Raw genomic sequence first — 19,071 nt, 5'->3', positions numbered from 1 at the left:
TACGCTTAAATAAAGAATAAATAAAACATAACCATATTTTAAATATCGAATCAAAATAAGCAAGAGGAAGGTGACACGATGACAATTAATCGCCGAGAATTTATTAAAGCCAATGCTATTGCAGCAGCGGCCGCAGTTGCTGGGGTATCTGTACCTGCAGTAGCATCAAATTTAATTACCAGTTCTGATATTACTAAACTAAAGTGGGATAAAGCTCCCTGTCGTTTTTGTGGTACGGGTTGTAGTGTTAATGTTGGCGTCATGGATGGCAAAGTTGTTGCTACCCATGGAGATATCAAATCTCCAGTAAACAAAGGCCTGAATTGTGTAAAAGGTTACTTCCTTTCTAAAATCATGTACGGCAAAGATCGCTTAACCACACCGCTTCTTCGTATGACCAATGGTAAATACGATAAAGAAGGTGAGTTTGCTCCTGTCTCTTGGGATCAAGCCTTCAATGTGATGGCTGAAAAAGCTAAAGACGCATTGAAAAAAGATGGCCCTGAAGCACTTGGTATGTTCGGCTCAGGTCAATGGACAGTACAAGAAGGTTATGCTGCAGTAAAATTGATGAAAGCAGGCTTTCGTACTAACAACATTGACCCTAATGCTCGTCACTGTATGGCCTCTGCTGTTGGTGGTTTTATGCGTACCTTTGGCATCGACGAACCTATGGGTTGTTACGATGATTTAGAAGCTGCTGATGCGTTTGTATTATGGGGCTCAAACATGGCCGAAATGCATCCGATTTTATGGACGCGTTTAACAGACCGACGTTTAAGCGCCCCCCATGTAAAAGTGGCGGTATTATCAACGTTTGAACATCGAAGCTTTGATTTAGCCGATAACGGCATGATTTTCACGCCACAAACAGATTTAGCGATTTTAAATTACATCGCTAACTACATTATTCAAACAGGCAGAGTTAATAAAGATTTTGTCAGTAAGCACACTAACTTTAGATTAGGTGAAACGGATATTGGTTATGGTCTACGCCCTGAACATCCGTTAGAACAAGCCGCTAAAAACAATGGTAAAACAGCCGGTAGTTCAACACCGATTGATTTTGATGAATATGCAAAATTTGTTAGCACCTATACTGTCGAATCTGTCTCTAAACTATCAGGTGTACCAGAGCATAAATTAGAAGCGTTAGCTGAGCTATACGCTGATCCAAAAATTAAAGTTACCTCTTTTTGGACTATGGGCTTTAACCAGCATACGCGTGGTGTTTGGGCAAACAACCTTGTTTATAACATCCATTTATTAACAGGTAAAATATCAACACCAGGTAACAGCCCGTTCTCGTTAACCGGTCAACCTTCTGCTTGTGGTACGGCACGTGAAGTAGGTACTTTCTCACATCGTTTACCCGCAGACATGGTAGTTAAGAACCCTAAGCATAGAGCTATTGCTGAGAAGATTTGGGACCTACCTGAAGGTACTGTTCCGCCAAAACCGGGTTACCATGCAGCATTACAAAACCGCATGTTAAAGGATGGGAAATTAAACTTTTATTGGGTGCAATGTAATAATAACATGCAAGCTGCAGCCAATATTAATGAAGAAGGTTACCCTGGTTACCGTAATCCTAAAAACTTTATTGTCGTGTCTGACCCATACCCAACGGTTACCGCACAAGCCGCTGACTTAATCTTACCTACTGCTATGTGGGTAGAGAAAGAAGGGGTTTATGGTAATGCCGAACGTCGTACTCAATCTTGGTATCAAATGGTTGAAGCTCCAGAAGGCGCTAAATCAGATTTATGGCAGTTAGTTGAATTCTCAAAACGCTTTAAGGTTGAAGATGTATGGCCAGAAGAGCTAATAGCCAAAAAACCAGAGGTACGCGGTAAAACGTTATTTGACGTACTCTACAAAGACTCATCAGTTGGAAAATTCTCCCTTGATGAAGTTCCTGAAGATCGCTTAAATGATGATGCTCGTGATTTTGGTTTTTATATTCAAAAAGGATTATTTGAAGAATATGCAACCTTTGGTCGTGGACATGCTCATGATTTAGCTCCTTACGACAGATACCATAAAGAACGCGGATTACGCTGGCCTGTAGTTAATGGTAAAGAAACTAAGTGGCGCTTTAAAGAAGGCTCCGATCCTTATGTTAAGCCAGGTAGTGGCTGGGATTTTTATGGTAAAAAAGATGGCCGTGCCATAATTTTTGCCCTGCCATATGAACCAGCAGCAGAATCACCTGATGAAGAGTATGACTTATGGTTATCAACAGGTCGTGTTTTAGAACATTGGCATTCAGGCTCTATGACTCAACGTGTTCCTGAGTTATATAAAGCCATGCCAGATGCTTTAGTTTATATGCATCCAGATGATGCTAAAAAACGTGGTATGCGTCGAGGTGATTTAGTGAAACTTATTTCACGTCGCGGTGAAGTACAAACGCGCGTAGAAACAAGAGGCCGAAATAAGCCACCAATTGGCTTAGTATTTATGCCTTGGTTTGATGCTAGTCGTTTAGTAAACAAAGTCACTTTAGATGCTACTGATCCGCTATCAAAACAGACGGATTTTAAAAAGTGTGCAATCAAAATTGTTAAAGTTTAGGAGTCTGAAATGAAAAAATTTAACCTAGCAGTAATTGCCAGTTTATTGGTACTAACAGTATCACCAATTATGTACTCTCTAAACGCTAATGCTGCTGATAAAGAAACGGTTAATACTGTTGCTACATTAAGGGATCATACGCCTATTAATGTTCAAAAGGAGCCAAACGCAATTCCTAAAGTGATTAACAAGGATATCAAGCAAGGCCGTAATTACCCGATGCAGCCGCCTGTTATCCCTCATACGACTCGTAGTTATGAGGTGAATAAAAACAATAACAAGTGTATGTCTTGTCATTCACGTCATCGTACAGAGAAATCACAGGCACCTATGGTGAGTGTTACCCATTTCATGGACAGAGATGGTAACTTCTTAGCTGAAGTATCGCCTCGTCGTTACTTTTGTAACCAGTGTCATGTTACACAACTAGATGCAGAGCCTTTGGTCGAAAACACTTTCACTGATATGCACAGCTTAATGAAAGCAAAAGCTAAATCAAAAGAGCATTAGGAGTTAGTATGAAGAATATCCTTATAATAGGCTGGAAAACCCTAAGTAAACCTAGTGGTTATTATAGTCTTGGTGCATTAGTTATCGGTGGTTTTATTGCCGGTATCATCTTCTGGGGTGGTTTTAACACCGCTCTTGAAGTGACAAACACTGAAGCGTTTTGTATTTCATGTCATGAAATGGAAAACAATGTCTATGAAGAGATGAAAACGACTATTCACTTTTCTAACCGCTCTGGTGTGCGTGCAACGTGTCCTGATTGTCATGTTCCACACGCATGGACTGATAAAATAGCGCGTAAAATGCAAGCTTCCAAAGAAGTTTGGGGCATGATTTTTGGCACTATAGATACACGTGAGAAGTTTTTAGCTCACCGTAGAGGTTTAGCAGAAAACGAATGGCGCAGGCTTAAAGCCAATGACTCTTTAGAGTGTCGTAACTGTCATAACTTCGATTACATGGACTTTACCGAGCAAAGTGAACGTGCTTCTTATCAGCATTCAACGGCACTTGCTGACGGTGAAAAAACCTGTATCGATTGCCATAAAGGTATTGCACATCAACTGCCTGATATGAAAGGTGTTGAAGGTTGGTAACCCCCTTTTACAACATTATCTAAATAATATTAACCAGAACCAGTGCTTGTCACTGGTTTTTTATTGCCTGTTATTAAGTAACCTGCACTCTGGATAAGCAGCACTTGCTCAACATCCCCTTTTATCCCATTCTCAGCGTTAAAACGTCGATATATAGCCTGCTATTCATAAACGTTTTGCCTTGATAATGGCATAAAATGAAACATTGATAGAGTCTATAGTTACTTCAAACTTGGTGTCGTTTTTGTTTAACGCCTTAGCACTCATTATCCAGAGTTCAGGTTAAGCATTAACTTCATGGATAAACTTTAAAAATCAGATGATACAGCTTTTATACTTTTATCGATTAAATGTAAATCTATATTCAACCAGTTATTAAGCAACTTGTAGCAATACGTAATATTTTTGATTTTTTTTGTAAAGAGGCATTGAAAATAGCAAAATTCTTACCTATGTTAATCAATATACTTTGTAATATTTTATTAATTAGTAGTAAAAAGGTAAAACCTATGGTCAGCGATATAGACGATAACTTCCTCGATGGAGCAAGTGGAAATAGCACAGATGAAACGAATGAAAGCAATCCTCCAAAAGGTGAATCTTTGGCAGAAAAACAGATCCAAGAGCAAGCCCAAAAAAACCTGTTAGCGCGGAAGCGTATTGATGAGCTAAAAGAAAAAAAATATCTTAAAGATTTACTCGATGATAGTGAAGATTGGTAAGTCGAAACGAATTATGATTCATCTTACTATTACCTTGATATAACTTTGCAATAACGACATTTAAGCATAGAATATCTATCCATTATTAATTCTCATAAACTTTTAAATATTATGACGTTATTTGAAAAGCTTCGCTGCCTATTTACCTTTGGTCAAGGGGTAGCTTTACCTCTTCCTGAATTATCTGCTGACACAACCCCAGATCAATTATTTGAGCAATGGTTTAATGATGCTAAAAAATCTGGAATATTACTGCCTGAAGCAATGTCTGTGAGTAGTTGTAATGCTGATGGGCAACCTAGTTCTCGTATGGTATTGCTTAAAGACTATGATGAAAAAGGTTTTGTTTTCTTTACCAATTACGCTAGTCGTAAAAGCCATGAGCTTGATGAAAACAATAAAGTAGCCTTATTGTTTCACTGGAATGTATTACAACGACAAGTCCGTATTGAAGGTACTGTAGAGAAAGTATCGATACAAGAATCTGCCGATTATTTTCATAGCCGAGATAGGGGTAGTCAAGTTGGCGCTTGGGCATCAAAACAAAGCCAAAAACTTACACATAATGATGAACTCAAAGAGCGTATGAGCCATTATCAAGAAAAATTCTCAGAAGGTGAAGTGCCACATCCCGAATTTTGGGGTGGATGGCGTATTAAGCCGCATGCCATTGAATTTTGGCAAGGACGATCAAATCGTTTACACGATAGAATATGTTTTGAAAAACAAAACGAACAGTGGACACAGCATAAGTTACATCCATAAATGAAGTTCACCGTAAACATAGTCGCTCTACTTTTATGTCTATCACTTAACGCTTATGCACAAGATATACATATTGGCTTAGAGCCATTTCCACCTATTGTTAACGAAAATGGTCAAGGTTATGCTGTTGATATGTTCAAAGCAATTGAGAAGATATCAGATCTAAAATTTCACTTTCACATAATGAACTACGCTAGGGCGAAAAAAGAGTTAAAAAAACAAAGTTTAGATATGATCGGCTTAACGCCCCAAGGCTTTGAGACAAAGAGTTTTTATCAATATGCTGAGGACATTGATTGGTCTGTCGTTGCCAAAGTAGACTTATTTGCACTAGATAAAAAGTATTTCAATACACAATTACTACCAAAACAAAGTATTGGCACTTTACGAGGTAACGCAGATTTTTTTTCTGAAGTACTTAATATACCCAGAGATAAATTTATTGAAGTAAGTAGCCTAACCCAGTTAACTCAAATGTTACAACGTAAGCGCTTAAACGTTATAACATTTGAACGAGCATCAACAATGTCAACCATTGAAAAGCTGGGGATTACCGGTGTTTATTACCAGAAAGTCGCTGAAATACCTGCTAGCTTTGCCGTCTATAAAAATGATAATGGTAAAAAATTAAAAAGTAGAATAGATACACTTTTAACTAAAATAAAAAGTAAAAACTACTTTGGTTCTTACTTTCATTATCAAAAACTAACTGATACTGGATTAATAGTTCCTTAAAAAATAAAGGCTACAACGCTATTTTTTCGGCGCTAGAATGACTTTTGGCTTAACACAACTAGGTCGATTACTGCTTTTATAAAGTGTCATTGAACTCGGTAAGTGTTTGGTCAGTTGCTTAATACGCGTTTGGTTCGATGGATGAGTTGACATAAACTCTGCCGGTGCTGCTTGACTAGAGCCTTCACTTAGCTTCGCCATATTTTGCCATAGTTTAATACTTGCACTCGGTTCAAAGCCAGAACGTGCCATAAGATCTTGACCAACAATATCAGCTTCACTCTCATGAGAGCGGCCATAAGGCATTATTACACCGTATTGTAAGCCTAAACCTAATCCAGCCATCCACAAACCTTTGTTTTCTACATCAGTTAATCCCACGGCTGCAGTTGCAGCAGCCATGCCCATATTCTGTAGCTTATTTGCAGATAAACGTTCATTTGAATGATGCTCAATCACATGACCAACCTCGTGACCAATAATTGCGCCTAATTGATCTTGGTTTTCAGTCACGTTTAAAATGCCCGTATAAACACCTATTTTTCCACCGGGTAAAGCAAAGGCATTCACTTGCGATGAATCAAACACGATCACTTCCCAGTCACCTTGATGAACTGATTTATCGACATTTTTGGTAATGGATTTCGCAACACACTGTACAAAGTCATTAGTCGCTTTATCTGTACTAATTGGTGTATTCTTTTTCATGTCTTCAAATGAAGCTGCGCCCATTTTATCGAGCTCAGACTCAGAAAATAACATCACTTGTTTGCGACCAGTGCTTGAACTTGTACAGGCGGTAAGCGCTATTAACGCGCTAAGCATAATGAGGGGGAGTTTCATGGCTAACTTATATAATCCTTAAATAGTAAGTAACCGTATTTTATGACGGCCGGACTTAATATACTAGTCAGAATTATTCTTTAGTCGTTTTTCACTTTCTTTAACTTATGTTTATGCCTCTTCATTCAATAACCTTGAGCATAAAAAAAACCGAGCAGTGCTCGGCTTTTAAAGACTAACAGTACATAAGTTAAATGCTAACCACCAACTAAGGCCAATAAGATACCCGCGGCTACGGCTGAACCAAGCACACCAGCCACGTTAGGTCCCATTGCATGCATCAACAAGAAGTTATGTGGATTTGCTTCTAAACCGACCTTATTGGCAACACGTGCAGCCATAGGTACTGCTGAAACACCTGCAGCGCCAATTAGTGGGTTAATAGGATCCTTAGAGAGCTTGTTCATGGTTTTCGCCATCAATACACCTGAAGCAGTACCAATTGAAAACGCTACCGCGCCTAAGGCCAAAATACCGAGTGTTTCTACATTTAAAAAAGCTTCTGCACTCAGTTTTGAGCCGACACCCAATCCTAAGAAAATAGTGGTGATATTAATTAACTCATTTTGTGCGGTAGTACTTAAGCGATCGACAACACCCGACTCTCGCATTAAGTTACCTAGACAAAACATACCTACTAACGGCGTTGCTGAAGGTAAAAAGAAAATTGTCATCATTAAAACACCCAGTGGGAAAATTATTTTCTCAATTTTAGTTACTGGACGTAACTGCTTCATTTCGATTTTACGCTCTTCTTCAGTGGTTAATGCTCGCATGATAGGCGGTTGAATAATCGGTACCAATGCCATATACGAATAGGCTGCAACAGCAATAGCACCCAACAATTCAGGGGCTAACTTTGAGGCAAGGAAAATAGCCGTAGGACCATCAGCGCCGCCAATAATAGCAATCGCTGAAGCATCTTTAAGGGTAAATTCAATACCTGGCACATAATTTAAAGCAATAGCACCAAATAAGGTCGCAAAAATGCCAAACTGAGCCGCTGCACCTAAAAGCAATGTTTTCGGGTTAGCGATAAGGGCACCAAAGTCTGTCATGGCACCAACACCCATAAAGATAATGAGTGGGAAAATTCCCGTATCAATACCCGCATAGTAGATGTAATGTAACAAACCACCTGCTTCTGAAAAGCCTGCAACAGGGATATTAGTTAAAATAGCACCAAAGCCCATAGGTAATAATAACAAGGGTTCAAAGTTTCGAGCAATGGCGAGATAAAGCAAACCACAACCAACTAACATCATCACTACTTGGCCTAACTCAAAATTAGCTAAACCGGTTGAAAGCCATAATTTTGTTAATGAATCCATGTGACCTCCTATGAAAAACTAAGTAATGCATCACCAACGGCAACTGAGTCACCCTCTCTGGTGAATAAAGAGACTATTTCGCCTGCTGAAACTGCACGAATTTCAGTTTCCATTTTCATTGCTTCCATAATGATAACTACATCACCCGCTTCGACATAATCACCTTCATGAACCAATACTTTGAAGATGTTACCTGCAAGTGGTGCATTTAATGTTTCTTCTGCAGTGATAGATGCTGATTGTTTCATTGCATCATCCCCAGCAGGATGGGTTATCGCATCGATAGAGCCTCCAGGAGCAACAATGACATCATAAACCTTGCCATCAACACTCACGGCGTAGTTTTCTGTTGTAGTTACCGCATTTGACTCTGTGGAAGCTTTAGCCTTTGCACTCGCTTTAGTCGGAATAGGTTCGAAAGCCGCTGGGTTATTGCGGTTTTCAAGAAACTTCAACCCTATTTGCGGGAACAATGCATAAGTTAATACGTCATCAATACTTTCATCCGCTAAGTTGATATTTTTCTCTTTCGCTAAAACTTGTAGTTCATCTGATAGCTTATCTACTTCAGGATCTAATAAGTCAGCCGGACGACAGGTAATAACTTCTTTCCCGTCTAACACTCGTAATTGCAGTTCCGCATCAACAGGAGCGGCAGTAGCGCCATATTCACCTTTTAATACACCCGCAGTTTCTTTTGTTATAGATTTATAACGTTCACCGGTTAATATATTAAGAACCGCTTGAGTTCCTACAATTTGCGACGTCGGTGTTACTAGAGGAATATATCCTAAATCTTTGCGAACTTTAGGGATCTCAGTTAAAACATCATCAAATCGATCAGATGCACCTTGCTCTTTCAGCTGATTTTCCATATTCGTTAACATGCCACCAGGTACTTGTGCAGTTAAGATACGGGCATCAACGCCTTTTAAACTACCTTCGAATTCAGAATATTTTTGTCTAACATCACGGAAATAAGCGGCAACCTCAGCCATTTTTTCAACATTAAGACCTGAAGCACGTGGAGTCCCTTCAACAATAGCAGCAATCGTTTCAGTTGGTGAGTGACCATAAGTCATACTCATCGAAGAAATGGACGTATCGATTACATCAATACCGCTATCAATTGCTTTCATTTGAGTAGCAAGGCTCAAACCCGTTGTTGCATGACAATGTAAAGCGATAGGTAATGAGACAGTTTCTTTTAAGCGACTAATTAATTCAGCACCATCGTAAGGCTTTAATAACCCGGACATATCTTTAATACAAAGAGAATGAGCGCCCATATCTTCAAGTTGCTTGGCCATGGTTAACCAACCGTCAAGGGTATGCACTGGGCTTTCGGTATAACTTAACGTACCTTGAGCATGCGCTCCAACTCTAACAGCGGCTTTAATAGATGTTTGCAGGTTTCTAACATCATTCATGGCATCGAAAATTCTAAAAACATCAATACCATTGATATGAGCACGTTCAACAAATTTTTCTACAACATCATCAGCGTAATGACGATATCCTAGAATGTTTTGACCACGGAATAACATTTGCTGCTTGGTTTTAGGCATCGCTTTTTTAAGCGCTCGAATTCGTTCCCATGGATCTTCACCTAAGTAACGAATACATGAATCAAACGTTGCACCACCCCAAGATTCAATTGACCAATAACCAACATCATCCAGCGTCGCTGCGATTGGCAACATATCAGCTAAACGTAACCTAGTGGCTAAAATTGATTGATGGCCGTCTCTTAAGACAACTTCGGTGATACCTAATGGCTTACTCATGTTAACGCCCTTTTATCTAAATTTTTAATTACAATGATGTAGAAGAGTTTCAATTTTGGTCAAGCTTATTTATCTTGCCCATGTTGCGATCGATAACGTTTTACCGCTCCGCTAATTGCAGCAACAACTGCTGGTGAGATATCACCGCTGGTTGTACTCTTACTCTTTTTATTTGGTCGAGAATGTGGCACGACAATAGGATCTGGAAATTTTATCGCCAGTCTTGCCAGTACAGTATTAATAAAAATAATTAATACGCCTAAAAATGCAAACACAAATACCATTCCCGCCAACATCAGTGTTCCAGCTTCTATAAATTGCTGCTGCATATTGTCCATCTTTCATTCTCGTTCACAAAACATTACAATTAGAATAATCACTCCAATACCTACATTGCAAATAATTTTAAGCTGTTTCAGAAAAATAATTGAGCGTCAACCCCAAAACAAACGAATATTCACCGCAATAGACGATATATACAGGTAATTTTGCATACTTTAAATATTGTATACAATATCAAAAGCATGAATAACGGGTATTACAATTAGATAAATAGCGATATTATACAATATACAAGTCATTCTTTTAAATTCAGCATCACCGTATATTTATACGAAGACATGGGTAGTTACACATATAACCAAGACAAAAGTAGTATTAAATAATCGATAAAATCAGTTGAAAAAGTTCATTTTGAAGGTCGATATTTAAATATCAATAGCATATATCTTGCTTATGAATTGATGGTAGAAGTATCTATGTGGATTCCTGCTCAGAAGCCATAAAATTCGATTAGCAATGCCTTTCTGTGAAGGATGGCTCATTTGTTGATGTCACTACTAGATTCGAATAGTTAGGCTAATAGAAGTCCTCAGAAGTAACTAATATCGTTATCATAAAGATGAATAAACGATCTTTGCATCAAGTGTATTTGTCTACTCAGGTTTTTAAACGAAAAAATCCCCATCTAAAAAGATGAGGCTTACGCTTTTTTATTTAGGATAATGTTAACGCTGGAATATTCCAACCTGCGACCGAAAGGGATTCAGTTTCGTAGCCAGCTTTCTATCGCGGTAAATCTATCCAGATGATCTACGCTAAGCCCCAACAAAATGAGGTTGGCTTTTAGGTTATTTCAGGCATATAAAAACCTAGCATAAGCTAGGTTTTAATATATCTACTATGTAGAAATGTGGTGGGCGTGGCAGACATCTAGCTACAAGAGAAACCTTCGACCGAAAAGGATTCAGTTTCGTAGCCAGCTTTCTATCGCGGTAAATCTATCCAGATGTTCTACGCTAAACCCCAACAAAATGAGGTTGGCTTTTAGGTTATTTCAGGCATAAAAAAACCTAGCATAAGCTAGGTTTTAATATATCTACTAAGTAGAAATGTGGTGGGCGTGGCAGGAGTCGAACCTGCGACCGCCTGGTTCGTAGCCAGGTACTCTATCCAGCTGAGCTACACGCCCAAGGTATAAAATTTTATCCAGCTTTAACAATAGCTGCCTTCATTATTTAATCACTTGAAGAAAGTGGTGGGCGTGGCAGGAGTCGAACCTGCGACCGCCTGGTTCGTAGCCAGGTACTCTATCCAGCTGAGCTACACGCCCTCAATAAAGTTATTTTTTATATCGTTACTTAATCGATAATACGAACGTCGCTCGTAGCCATCAAAATATACAATCTATCCTGATGTTCTACACGCCCTCATGAACTATTTTTTATATCTTAGTCTAAAGATAGCGAACTTGCGTTCTACACAACCATTATCCCTCATAAGAAGAAAATGGCGGAGAGCGAGAGATTCGAACTCTCGAACGGATTTAAAGCCGTTACTCCCTTAGCAGGGGAGCGCCTTCGGCCACTCGGCCAGCTCTCCATTAGTTGCAAATAATAAGGTTTTCTAAAAAATATCTTTATTAAACCTTAAAAAAGCTGTCCTTCATTATTTTACCACTTGAAGAAAGTGGTGGGCGTGGCAGGAGTCGAACCTGCGACCGCCTGGTTCGTAGCCAGGTACTCTATCCAGCTGAGCTACACGCCCTCTTCTAAGTTATTTTTTATATCGTTACTAATCGATAACGAACTAAGCCCGTAGTCTTAAAATGTCTTTATCCAGCCTTAACAAACTGCCCTTCATTATTTTATCACTTGAAGTAAGTGCGAACAAAGAAAGATTTGTGTTTGCTACTATTAATGACTCAGTAACTATCACTATCTCTATTCTAAAGATTGACACCGTGATTTAAATCAAGAAATGTCAGTCTCTACCCTTTGAACGAAAAAAGCCCCACCTACAAAGGTGGGGCTTTAAATGTGGTGGGCGTGGCAGGAGTCGAACCTGCGACCGCCTGGTTCGTAGCCAGGTACTCTATCCAGCTGAGCTACACGCCCAAAGTATAAAATTTTATCCAGCTTTAACAATAGCTGCCTTCATTATTTAATCACTTGAAGAAAGTGGTGGGCGTGGCAGGAGTCGAACCTGCGACCGCCTGGTTCGTAGCCAGGTACTCTATCCAGCTGAGCTACACGCCCTCATGAACTATTTTTTATATCTTAGTCTAAAGATAGCGAACTTGCGTTCTACACAACCATTATTCTTTATAAGAAAAAATGGCGGAGAGCGAGAGATTCGAACTCTCGAACGGATTTAAAGCCGTTACTCCCTTAGCAGGGGAGCGCCTTCGGCCACTCGGCCAGCTCTCCATTTTCTTTTACTTCTTTATTGTTGAGAAATAATGCGCATAAAAAAACACGTTATATAAGAACACTTAATCCGGTTGCAAACCAGACATTCCCTTAACAGGCGAGTATCTTCGACCAATTGGCCGCCTCTTCAATGGGTGCGAATAATAAGGGATTCTAAAAATAAGTCAAACAATATTTAGTATTTATTTACTATAACTTTCTATTTGCTGACAATTCAGTCAAATATGTTGTTTTTTAATCATTAACTCAACGTGGAGCATAAAAAAACACCGCCTGGGCGGTGTTTCTTAGCCGTTATATAAAGCGTTAAATAACACTTTGTATAACGCTATTGTCCAAAGACTCTACTAATCAACTTAATGATAAGTAATTTATAGGACGTTATTGCCTGAAACTTCAGTATCGCCCTTTTCGGCTTGAATGCGCATGTAAATTTCTTCACGGTGCACTGAGATTTCTTTTGGCGCATTAACACCTATTCTTACCTGATTTCCTTTAACGCCTAAAACAGTCACGGTAACTTCGTCACCAATCATTAAAGTTTCACCGACGCGTCGTGTTAATATAAGCATATTTGCTTCCTTATCCTTTAAAGTGAGATCACTAAATAAATATATATAAGCTAGTAATATATTCGAATAGCTACTTTTTAATCCATTCACTATAACTAATAGTCAATTTTCTATAAAAAGTCATTATTCATTAAAAACACCATATCCGATGATCGTTTTTAATGAAGCTTCGATAATAAGCAACAAAAAGTATTGTTACACTATTAATCTGTCCTATTTTAGCAAGATTTCCATATCCTTTAATAGTTTTATAGCTTATTTTTACTGCGAAATCTGTGTTCAAGTGCAGTGTTTCGTAACTTTTCGTCATTAGTAACAAAATAGTAACATTCGATAGTTAAAATTATAATTTTATAACATGCGTAAAAATCAAAAAAGGAAGCAAATGCTTCCTTTTTTATTATGGGTAATGTTATTCGTTATAGACTAATCACTACTTTATAGCATCTAAGCTAATTTTTCTGTTAACCATGCAGAGACACTTTCAAGTGCTAAGGTTATATTCTCAGGCTGTGTACCACCCGCTTGTGCCATATCAGGACGACCGCCACCTTTACCACCCACTTGCTGAGCCACCATATTAACTAATTCGCCTGCTTTAACACGGCCAACCAAGTCTTTGGTGACACCGGCAATTAAGCCAACTTTAGGACCATTAGCCGTCGCCAGCATAATAACGCCTGATTGCATTTTATTTTTAAGTTCATCAACCATGCCGCGAAGTGCTTTACTTTCTACACCACCTAAATCAGCAATGAGTACCTTGACGCCATTAATTTCAATAGTGTTATTAACTAAATCAGATCCGGCTTGCGCTGCTAGCTCCTGCTTTAGTTGGCTAACTTCTTTTTCTAGCTGCTTAAATCTACTAACAAGTTGCTCAACTTTACTACTCACATTAGTTACATCACTTTTAACCAGCGCTGCAATACTCGTTAAAGAGGCTGTCTGTTGATTAATAAAATCAAGTGCTCCTGTACCCGTAACCGCTTCAATACGACGAACGCCAGCAGCAGTGCCTGATTCAGAAACAATTTTTAATAAACCGATATCACCCGTTCTATTAACATGCACACCGCCACACAGCTCTATTGAAAAGTCACCTAAGGTTACTACACGCACTTCATCATCGTATTTCTCACCAAAGAGAGCCATAGCACCTTTTTCTTTAGCTTCTTCAATATACATAGATTCAGTTTGTTTTGAGTGGTTACGACGAATTTCATCATTAACCATTTGCTCAACCGTATGTAATTCTTGAGCGGTAACACCTTCAAAATGAGAGAAATCAAAGCGCAATTTATCACTATCACATAATGAACCTTTCTGAGTAACATGATCACCCAATACTTTACGTAAAGCGGCATGTAACAAATGGGTAGCAGTATGGTTTTTAACAATAGCGGCTCTGCGTTCAACATTAATTTCGGCTTTTACTCGACGATTTAAGCCAACATCAGTACGCGCGGTACCTCTATGAGCAAAAGCATTACCTAACTTAATTGTATCTGTTACTTCAAATACTCCGCCATCAAGGTGAAGTAAGCCACTATCACCTACTTGACCGCCTGATTCAGCGTAAAATGGCGTATGATCTAATATCACAATGCCCTGTTCACCTGAATTTAGTTGACTAACAGGGTCTTGATCTTGGCTGTTAAATAGCTCAACGACAGTCGCAGAATATGAGTCATTATCGTAGCCTTTAAAGGCTGTATTTTGGTCAGATTTCAGTTGTTGATTATAATCAGTGCCAAATTGACTTGCTTGCTGGGCACGCTCTCGCTGTTGCTTCATCGCAACATCAAAACCATCTTTATCAATTTTCAAGTTACGCTCTCGGGCAATATCTGCCGTTAAGTCGGCAGGAAAACCGTAGGTATCATACAGCTTAAAGACGTCATCACCTTTAATGATATCGCCAGATAAGTTAGCTAAAATATCTTCTAATAAGATCATGCCACGATCAAGAGTTCGACCAAACTGCTCTTCTTCAATACGTAGTAGTTTTTCAATAATTGCTTGTTGCTGAGCTAACTCTGGGTAGGCTTCTCCCATTTGAGCAATTAATGAGGCAACAAGTTTATGGAAGAAATGTCCTGTCGCTTCTAGCTTATGACCATGACGAATAGCACGACGAATAATGCGGCGAAGTACATAACCTCGGCCTTCATTTGACGGTACAACCCCATCAACAATTAAAAAGCTACATGAGCGAATATGATCACTAATAACACGTAGTGATTTATGCTCAAGATCACTGCAATCAAGTAATGCTGCAGTATCTTTAATTAGTGCTTGGAAAATATCAATTTCATAGTTGCTATGCACATTTTGCATAATTGCAGAAATACGCTCTAAGCCCATGCCAGTATCAATTGATGGGTTAGGTAATGGCTCCATGCGGCCGTCACTTTGACGGTTGAACTGCATAAATACTATGTTCCATATCTCTATAAAACGGTCACCGTCTTCATCAGGGGAGCCTGGAGGTCCGCCGAAGATGTCTTCCCCGTGATCATAGAATATTTCAGAACAAGGTCCACAAGGCCCAGTATCACCCATTGACCAGAAGTTATCTGATTCATATTTTTTATTCGCTGACTTATCACCAATACGAATTATTTTATCTTCAGGTACACCAATCTCATCTCTCCAGTAAGAGAAAGCTTCTTCATCGGTGGCATATACTGTGACTAATAACTTTTCTTTTGCTAGCCCTAATTCGCCAGTTAAAAACTCCCAAGCATAGCTAATCGCTTCATTTTTAAAATAATCTCCAAAACTAAAGTTACCCATCATTTCGAAAAATGTGTGATGACGTGCAGTGTAGCCAACATTTTCTAAATCGTTATGTTTACCGCCGGCTCGTACACAACGTTGTGCAGAGGTGGCTCGTGTATAACTACGTTTTTCAGCACCTAAAAAAACATCTTTAAAAGGAACCATGCCGGCATTGGTAAATAATAACGTTGCATCATTACCAGGAACCAGTGAGCTACTTTTAACTATTTGATGTTGTTTGGTGGCATAAAAATCTAAAAATGCCTGACGGACTTCTGCGGTGCTTTTAATCATGGGATACTCTACAAATCGATTTAGGTCTATTTTAATTAGGGTCTACGTTCATTATGGCTTTAGCTTTATACCGAAAATTTATCACGGGAATAACCACGGTATTATAATAAACGAATTATCTTAGCTTGTTCTTTTTATGCTGCTTATTATACGCAAGCTCAGCTTGAAGATACCAATCAATTTCACAACTTTCACGCTATTATTGGATAAATGTTGGACATAAACCCATTTGCTCAACTTCATTACCAATGTATAGCCATGCATGACCACGTAATATTAGTTCAGTTAAGTTTCTGATCTTCTTGTTTGAAAGAATAGTTAATCAAGATAAGGCGCTCGATTGAGCAATAGCAGGCTATTGGGAATGAAATAAACGAAGTCTAATTTATACTAAAGTAGGAGATACTTTAATGGAATTACTAGAAATACTACAGTGAAAACGACATCTGTTGGCTTTCTCCTGGATTATCAGCAAACCCTAACGTTAATCCGACCAAACGTATGCCACGCTGATTTGACCTGCTATATGCCTTTGACAGTAAACTTGTAAAAAGTGCCTGCTGACATTCATTACTTTGTGTCTCAACCGTAGTTTGATTAAAGTCAGCAAATTTTAGCTTTACCCCTTGCTTAATAATCTCCCTATTACTGTGGGGTGCAAGTCGAGTAAGCAGTTTTTGATATAATGATTCTATAACGAGTTCACATTCATCTTGCGATGATAAATCTTGTGCTAACGTTGTTTCAATGGCGAGTGACTTGCGTTGCCGACTAACCTCTAACGCTCTATTATCGACACCGTGGGATTTTAAGTACAAGCTATTGGCAAATTTACCGACGATATTTTGTAGTGTTCTAATATCACTTTGACGCACATCTGCACAGGTTACATAACCATGTCTGTTGAGTTTTTCAAATGTTTTTGGACCAATACCAGGGATTTTTTTCAATGAAAGTTGCTCGACAAAACCGGCTACTTTATCAGGGGTAATAACACACTGGCCATTAGGCTTATTTTCGTCACTAGCAATTTTAGCCAAAAATTTATTTGGTGCAATGCCGGCCGATGCGGTCAGTTTTAACTCATTAAAAATATCAGCTCTAATTTTTTCAGCAATAAGGGTAGCACTGCCCTGACACATAGTTGCATCGGTGACATCAAGATAAGCCTCGTCTAACGATAACGGTTCAATGAGATCGGTATAACGAGAAAATATTTCTCTGATATGTTTCGAGGTTTCTTTATATACATCCATGCGGCCATGAACAATTTTAAGATGTGGGCAAAGTTGTTTTGCTTTAATGGCTGGCATCGCTGCACGGACACCAAATTGACGAGCTTGATAGTTACTCGTACATAAGACACTGCGTGGGCCATCGCCCCCAACAGCCAAGGGAATATTTTGATACTCAGGAAAATCTCGCATTTCAACAGCAGCATATTTACTTTTTAAGAAACGGAAATTGAACACTAACTAATATATTAATGAGTGAATTACAGCCAAGAGCCTTTATTTATAACAAAACATAAATTTTATTTAACTCTAAACACCTTATTTTTAGTGTTCAATTTTTGGTGTTCAATTTTCAAAAGGTAAAAATGTGCTAAATTTGTATCAGTATAAAATAATTGCGGATATTTAGTGTTCAATTTTGATATTGATATAACTTGCTGCTTTCTAGCTTTTCTACAATGATAACTCAAATTGCTGACTTTTAGCTTCGATGTCACTAAGGCCAATATGAACGCCTAAAAGTCTAACCTTTTTACCGTCACCACGTTTCACTACTTCTGTTAACAGATCTAAAAACATCCCCTCATCAAAGTTAGTATAAGCAAAATCTTTAGTCGTTTGATGGAAATCATTGAATTTAACTTTTACCCCTAACTTACTTATTTTTCGCTCATGCAGATACTTTTCAGATCGTCTTTTTAATTCAGGTATTAGTTTATCGGTTAAAATACTACGAAGAATATCTAAGTCATCAATATCTTCAGGAAATGTTCTCTCAACACCAACTGATTTTCTAACTCGTGTTGTTTCAACATCTCTATCATCTATACCTTGGCAACGTTGATAAAGCACCTGTCCAAATTTACCAAAGTTATTATTAATAACTGACTGGTCAACGGCTTGAATATCTCGACCATACTCCAATCCTAATAGCTTTAGTTTTTCAAAAGTAACCTTACCTACACCTGAGATCTTATTTAAAGGTAATTCGGCAATGAAGCTATAAACTTCAGAAGGTGTGATAACAAATTGACCATTAGGTTTATTATAGTCTGAAGCAACTTTAGCAAGAAATTTCAGAGCAGAGATTCCAGCAGAAGCAGTTAAACCAGTCTCTCTATGAATTGTTTCTCGAATATCTTGTGCTATTAAAGTGGCTGAACCTTTAAATAATTTGCAATCTGTAACATCAAGGTAAGCTTCATCTAATGAAAGGGGTTCAATAATACTAGTATAACGCGAAAATATTTCACGGATATGAATACTGACTTCTTTATATGCATCCATTCTAGATGGTACTAGAACCAAGTTTGGACATTTTCTCATTGCCACACTAGTTGGCATAGCTGATCGAACACCGAATTCTCTAGCAATATAATTACAAGTAGAAAGTACACCTCGCCTTTTAGAGCTTCCCCCCACAGCCACAGGGAGATTTACCAATTCAGGTCTATCTCTAATTTCAACAGACACAAAGAAGGCATCCATATCAATATGTATGATTTTGCGATCTTTCAAATTAACCTACTTCAAGTATACGCATTATTGCTAAAACCACACGAACGCTACTGTATATAATAACAGTATACTACATTAAAGTTTATTTTCA

The 19,071-nt window shown here is 38.5% G+C and carries 14 protein-coding genes and 7 tRNA genes; 6 read left to right on the top strand and 15 right to left on the bottom strand.

Annotated elements, in window-relative coordinates; all coding sequences use genetic code 11:
- Positions 1-78: 78 nt before the first annotated feature.
- From napA to CXF85_RS00990, 6 genes are all read left to right on the top strand, one after another.
- Positions 79-2,577, top strand: a complete 2,499-nt coding sequence (napA, locus tag CXF85_RS01015) for a nitrate reductase catalytic subunit NapA (protein WP_101226656.1) — start codon at positions 79-81, stop codon at positions 2,575-2,577.
- Positions 2,578-2,586: 9 nt separating this feature from the next.
- On the top strand, positions 2,587-3,087 hold the full coding sequence (locus CXF85_RS01010; protein WP_101226655.1) for a nitrate reductase cytochrome c-type subunit: 501 nt from the start codon (positions 2,587-2,589) through the stop codon (positions 3,085-3,087).
- Positions 3,088-3,095: 8 nt separating this feature from the next.
- Complete coding sequence (locus CXF85_RS01005) at positions 3,096-3,683, top strand: cytochrome c3 family protein (protein WP_101226654.1); 588 nt, start codon at positions 3,096-3,098, stop codon at positions 3,681-3,683.
- A 509-nt stretch (positions 3,684-4,192) separates the two neighbouring features.
- Complete coding sequence (locus CXF85_RS01000; protein WP_101226848.1) at positions 4,193-4,405, top strand: PA3496 family putative envelope integrity protein; 213 nt, start codon at positions 4,193-4,195, stop codon at positions 4,403-4,405.
- A 111-nt stretch (positions 4,406-4,516) separates the two neighbouring features.
- Positions 4,517-5,170, top strand: a complete 654-nt coding sequence (pdxH, locus tag CXF85_RS00995; protein ID WP_101226653.1) for a pyridoxamine 5'-phosphate oxidase — start codon at positions 4,517-4,519, stop codon at positions 5,168-5,170.
- Positions 5,171-5,905, top strand: coding sequence for a substrate-binding periplasmic protein (locus CXF85_RS00990; RefSeq protein ID WP_101226652.1), 735 nt, complete (start codon positions 5,171-5,173; stop codon positions 5,903-5,905). It begins immediately after the preceding gene.
- A gap of 18 nt (positions 5,906-5,923) precedes the next feature.
- On the opposite strand, the gene CXF85_RS00985 is transcribed toward CXF85_RS00990, so the two are convergent.
- The 15 genes from CXF85_RS00985 to dinB (CXF85_RS00915) all read right to left on the bottom strand — a co-directional run bounded on the left by CXF85_RS00985 (position 5,924) and on the right by dinB (CXF85_RS00915) (position 18,980).
- Entirely contained in the window at positions 5,924-6,748 is an 825-nt protein-coding gene (locus CXF85_RS00985; protein WP_101226651.1) for a M48 family metallopeptidase, read from the bottom strand.
- 197 nt (positions 6,749-6,945) lie between these two features.
- Positions 6,946-8,079, bottom strand: a complete 1,134-nt coding sequence (locus CXF85_RS00980; protein ID WP_101226650.1) for a sodium ion-translocating decarboxylase subunit beta — start codon at positions 8,077-8,079, stop codon at positions 6,946-6,948.
- Positions 8,080-8,087: 8 nt separating this feature from the next.
- The gene (gene oadA, locus CXF85_RS00975; RefSeq protein WP_101226649.1) at positions 8,088-9,866 is read right to left on the bottom strand and encodes a sodium-extruding oxaloacetate decarboxylase subunit alpha; all 1,779 of its coding nucleotides are present in this window, start codon (positions 9,864-9,866) and stop codon (positions 8,088-8,090) included.
- A gap of 65 nt (positions 9,867-9,931) precedes the next feature.
- Entirely contained in the window at positions 9,932-10,195 is a 264-nt protein-coding gene (locus CXF85_RS00970) for an OadG family protein (protein WP_232771030.1), read from the bottom strand.
- Positions 10,196-11,260: 1,065 nt separating this feature from the next.
- Positions 11,261-11,337, bottom strand: a tRNA-Arg gene (locus CXF85_RS00965).
- Between the two features lie 64 nt (positions 11,338-11,401).
- Positions 11,402-11,478 (bottom strand) — tRNA-Arg (locus CXF85_RS00960).
- Between the two features lie 177 nt (positions 11,479-11,655).
- Positions 11,656-11,747: transfer RNA gene (locus tag CXF85_RS00955), tRNA-Ser, on the bottom strand.
- Positions 11,748-11,835: 88 nt separating this feature from the next.
- A tRNA-Arg gene (locus CXF85_RS00950) sits at positions 11,836-11,912 on the bottom strand.
- A gap of 273 nt (positions 11,913-12,185) precedes the next feature.
- Positions 12,186-12,262: transfer RNA gene (locus CXF85_RS00945), tRNA-Arg, on the bottom strand.
- Positions 12,263-12,326: 64 nt separating this feature from the next.
- A tRNA-Arg gene (locus tag CXF85_RS00940) sits at positions 12,327-12,403 on the bottom strand.
- 79 nt (positions 12,404-12,482) lie between these two features.
- Positions 12,483-12,574, bottom strand: a tRNA-Ser gene (locus CXF85_RS00935).
- A 374-nt stretch (positions 12,575-12,948) separates the two neighbouring features.
- Positions 12,949-13,149 (bottom strand): carbon storage regulator CsrA, encoded by a 201-nt coding sequence (gene csrA, locus CXF85_RS00930; protein WP_101226647.1) that lies wholly within the window; start codon positions 13,147-13,149, stop codon positions 12,949-12,951.
- Positions 13,150-13,596: 447 nt separating this feature from the next.
- Positions 13,597-16,227 carry an alanine--tRNA ligase gene (alaS, locus tag CXF85_RS00925; RefSeq protein WP_101226646.1) on the bottom strand — a complete coding sequence of 877 codons (2,631 nt, stop codon included), beginning with the start codon at positions 16,225-16,227 and terminating at the stop codon, positions 13,597-13,599.
- A gap of 428 nt (positions 16,228-16,655) precedes the next feature.
- Positions 16,656-17,699 (bottom strand): DNA polymerase IV, encoded by a 1,044-nt coding sequence (dinB, locus tag CXF85_RS00920; RefSeq protein WP_101226645.1) that lies wholly within the window; start codon positions 17,697-17,699, stop codon positions 16,656-16,658.
- A gap of 216 nt (positions 17,700-17,915) precedes the next feature.
- Positions 17,916-18,980: a DNA polymerase IV gene (gene dinB / locus CXF85_RS00915; RefSeq protein WP_269801138.1), complete on the bottom strand. Its 1,065-nt coding sequence runs from the start codon at positions 18,978-18,980 to the stop codon at positions 17,916-17,918.
- Between the last annotated feature and the right edge of the window lie 91 nt (positions 18,981-19,071).

The organism is Colwellia sp. 75C3 (assembly GCF_002836255.1).
GTDB lineage: Bacteria > Pseudomonadota > Gammaproteobacteria > Enterobacterales > Alteromonadaceae > Colwellia.
Note: the sequence above shows the minus strand (reverse complement) of the source record. Positions and strands in the feature narration are given on the sequence as shown.

Excerpts from the sequence above, each read along its gene's own strand:
- alaS (WP_101226646.1), bottom strand. The coding sequence starts at position 16,227 with ATGATTAAAAGCACCGCAGAAGTCCGTCAGGCATTTTTAGATTTTTAT.
- CXF85_RS01005 (WP_101226654.1), top strand. The coding sequence starts at position 3,096 with ATGAAGAATATCCTTATAATAGGCTGGAAAACCCTAAGTAAACCTAGT.
- csrA (WP_101226647.1), bottom strand. The coding sequence starts at position 13,149 with ATGCTTATATTAACACGACGCGTCGGTGAAACTTTAATGATTGGTGAC.
- CXF85_RS00980 (WP_101226650.1), bottom strand. The coding sequence starts at position 8,079 with ATGGATTCATTAACAAAATTATGGCTTTCAACCGGTTTAGCTAATTTT.
- napA (WP_101226656.1), top strand. The coding sequence starts at position 79 with ATGACAATTAATCGCCGAGAATTTATTAAAGCCAATGCTATTGCAGCA.
- pdxH (WP_101226653.1), top strand. The coding sequence starts at position 4,517 with ATGACGTTATTTGAAAAGCTTCGCTGCCTATTTACCTTTGGTCAAGGG.
- CXF85_RS00985 (WP_101226651.1), bottom strand. The coding sequence starts at position 6,748 with ATGAAACTCCCCCTCATTATGCTTAGCGCGTTAATAGCGCTTACCGCC.
- CXF85_RS01010 (WP_101226655.1), top strand. The coding sequence starts at position 2,587 with ATGAAAAAATTTAACCTAGCAGTAATTGCCAGTTTATTGGTACTAACA.
- CXF85_RS01000 (WP_101226848.1), top strand. The coding sequence starts at position 4,193 with ATGGTCAGCGATATAGACGATAACTTCCTCGATGGAGCAAGTGGAAAT.
- oadA (WP_101226649.1), bottom strand. The coding sequence starts at position 9,866 with ATGAGTAAGCCATTAGGTATCACCGAAGTTGTCTTAAGAGACGGCCAT.
- CXF85_RS00990 (WP_101226652.1), top strand. The coding sequence starts at position 5,171 with ATGAAGTTCACCGTAAACATAGTCGCTCTACTTTTATGTCTATCACTT.
- CXF85_RS00970 (WP_232771030.1), bottom strand. The coding sequence starts at position 10,195 with ATGCAGCAGCAATTTATAGAAGCTGGAACACTGATGTTGGCGGGAATG.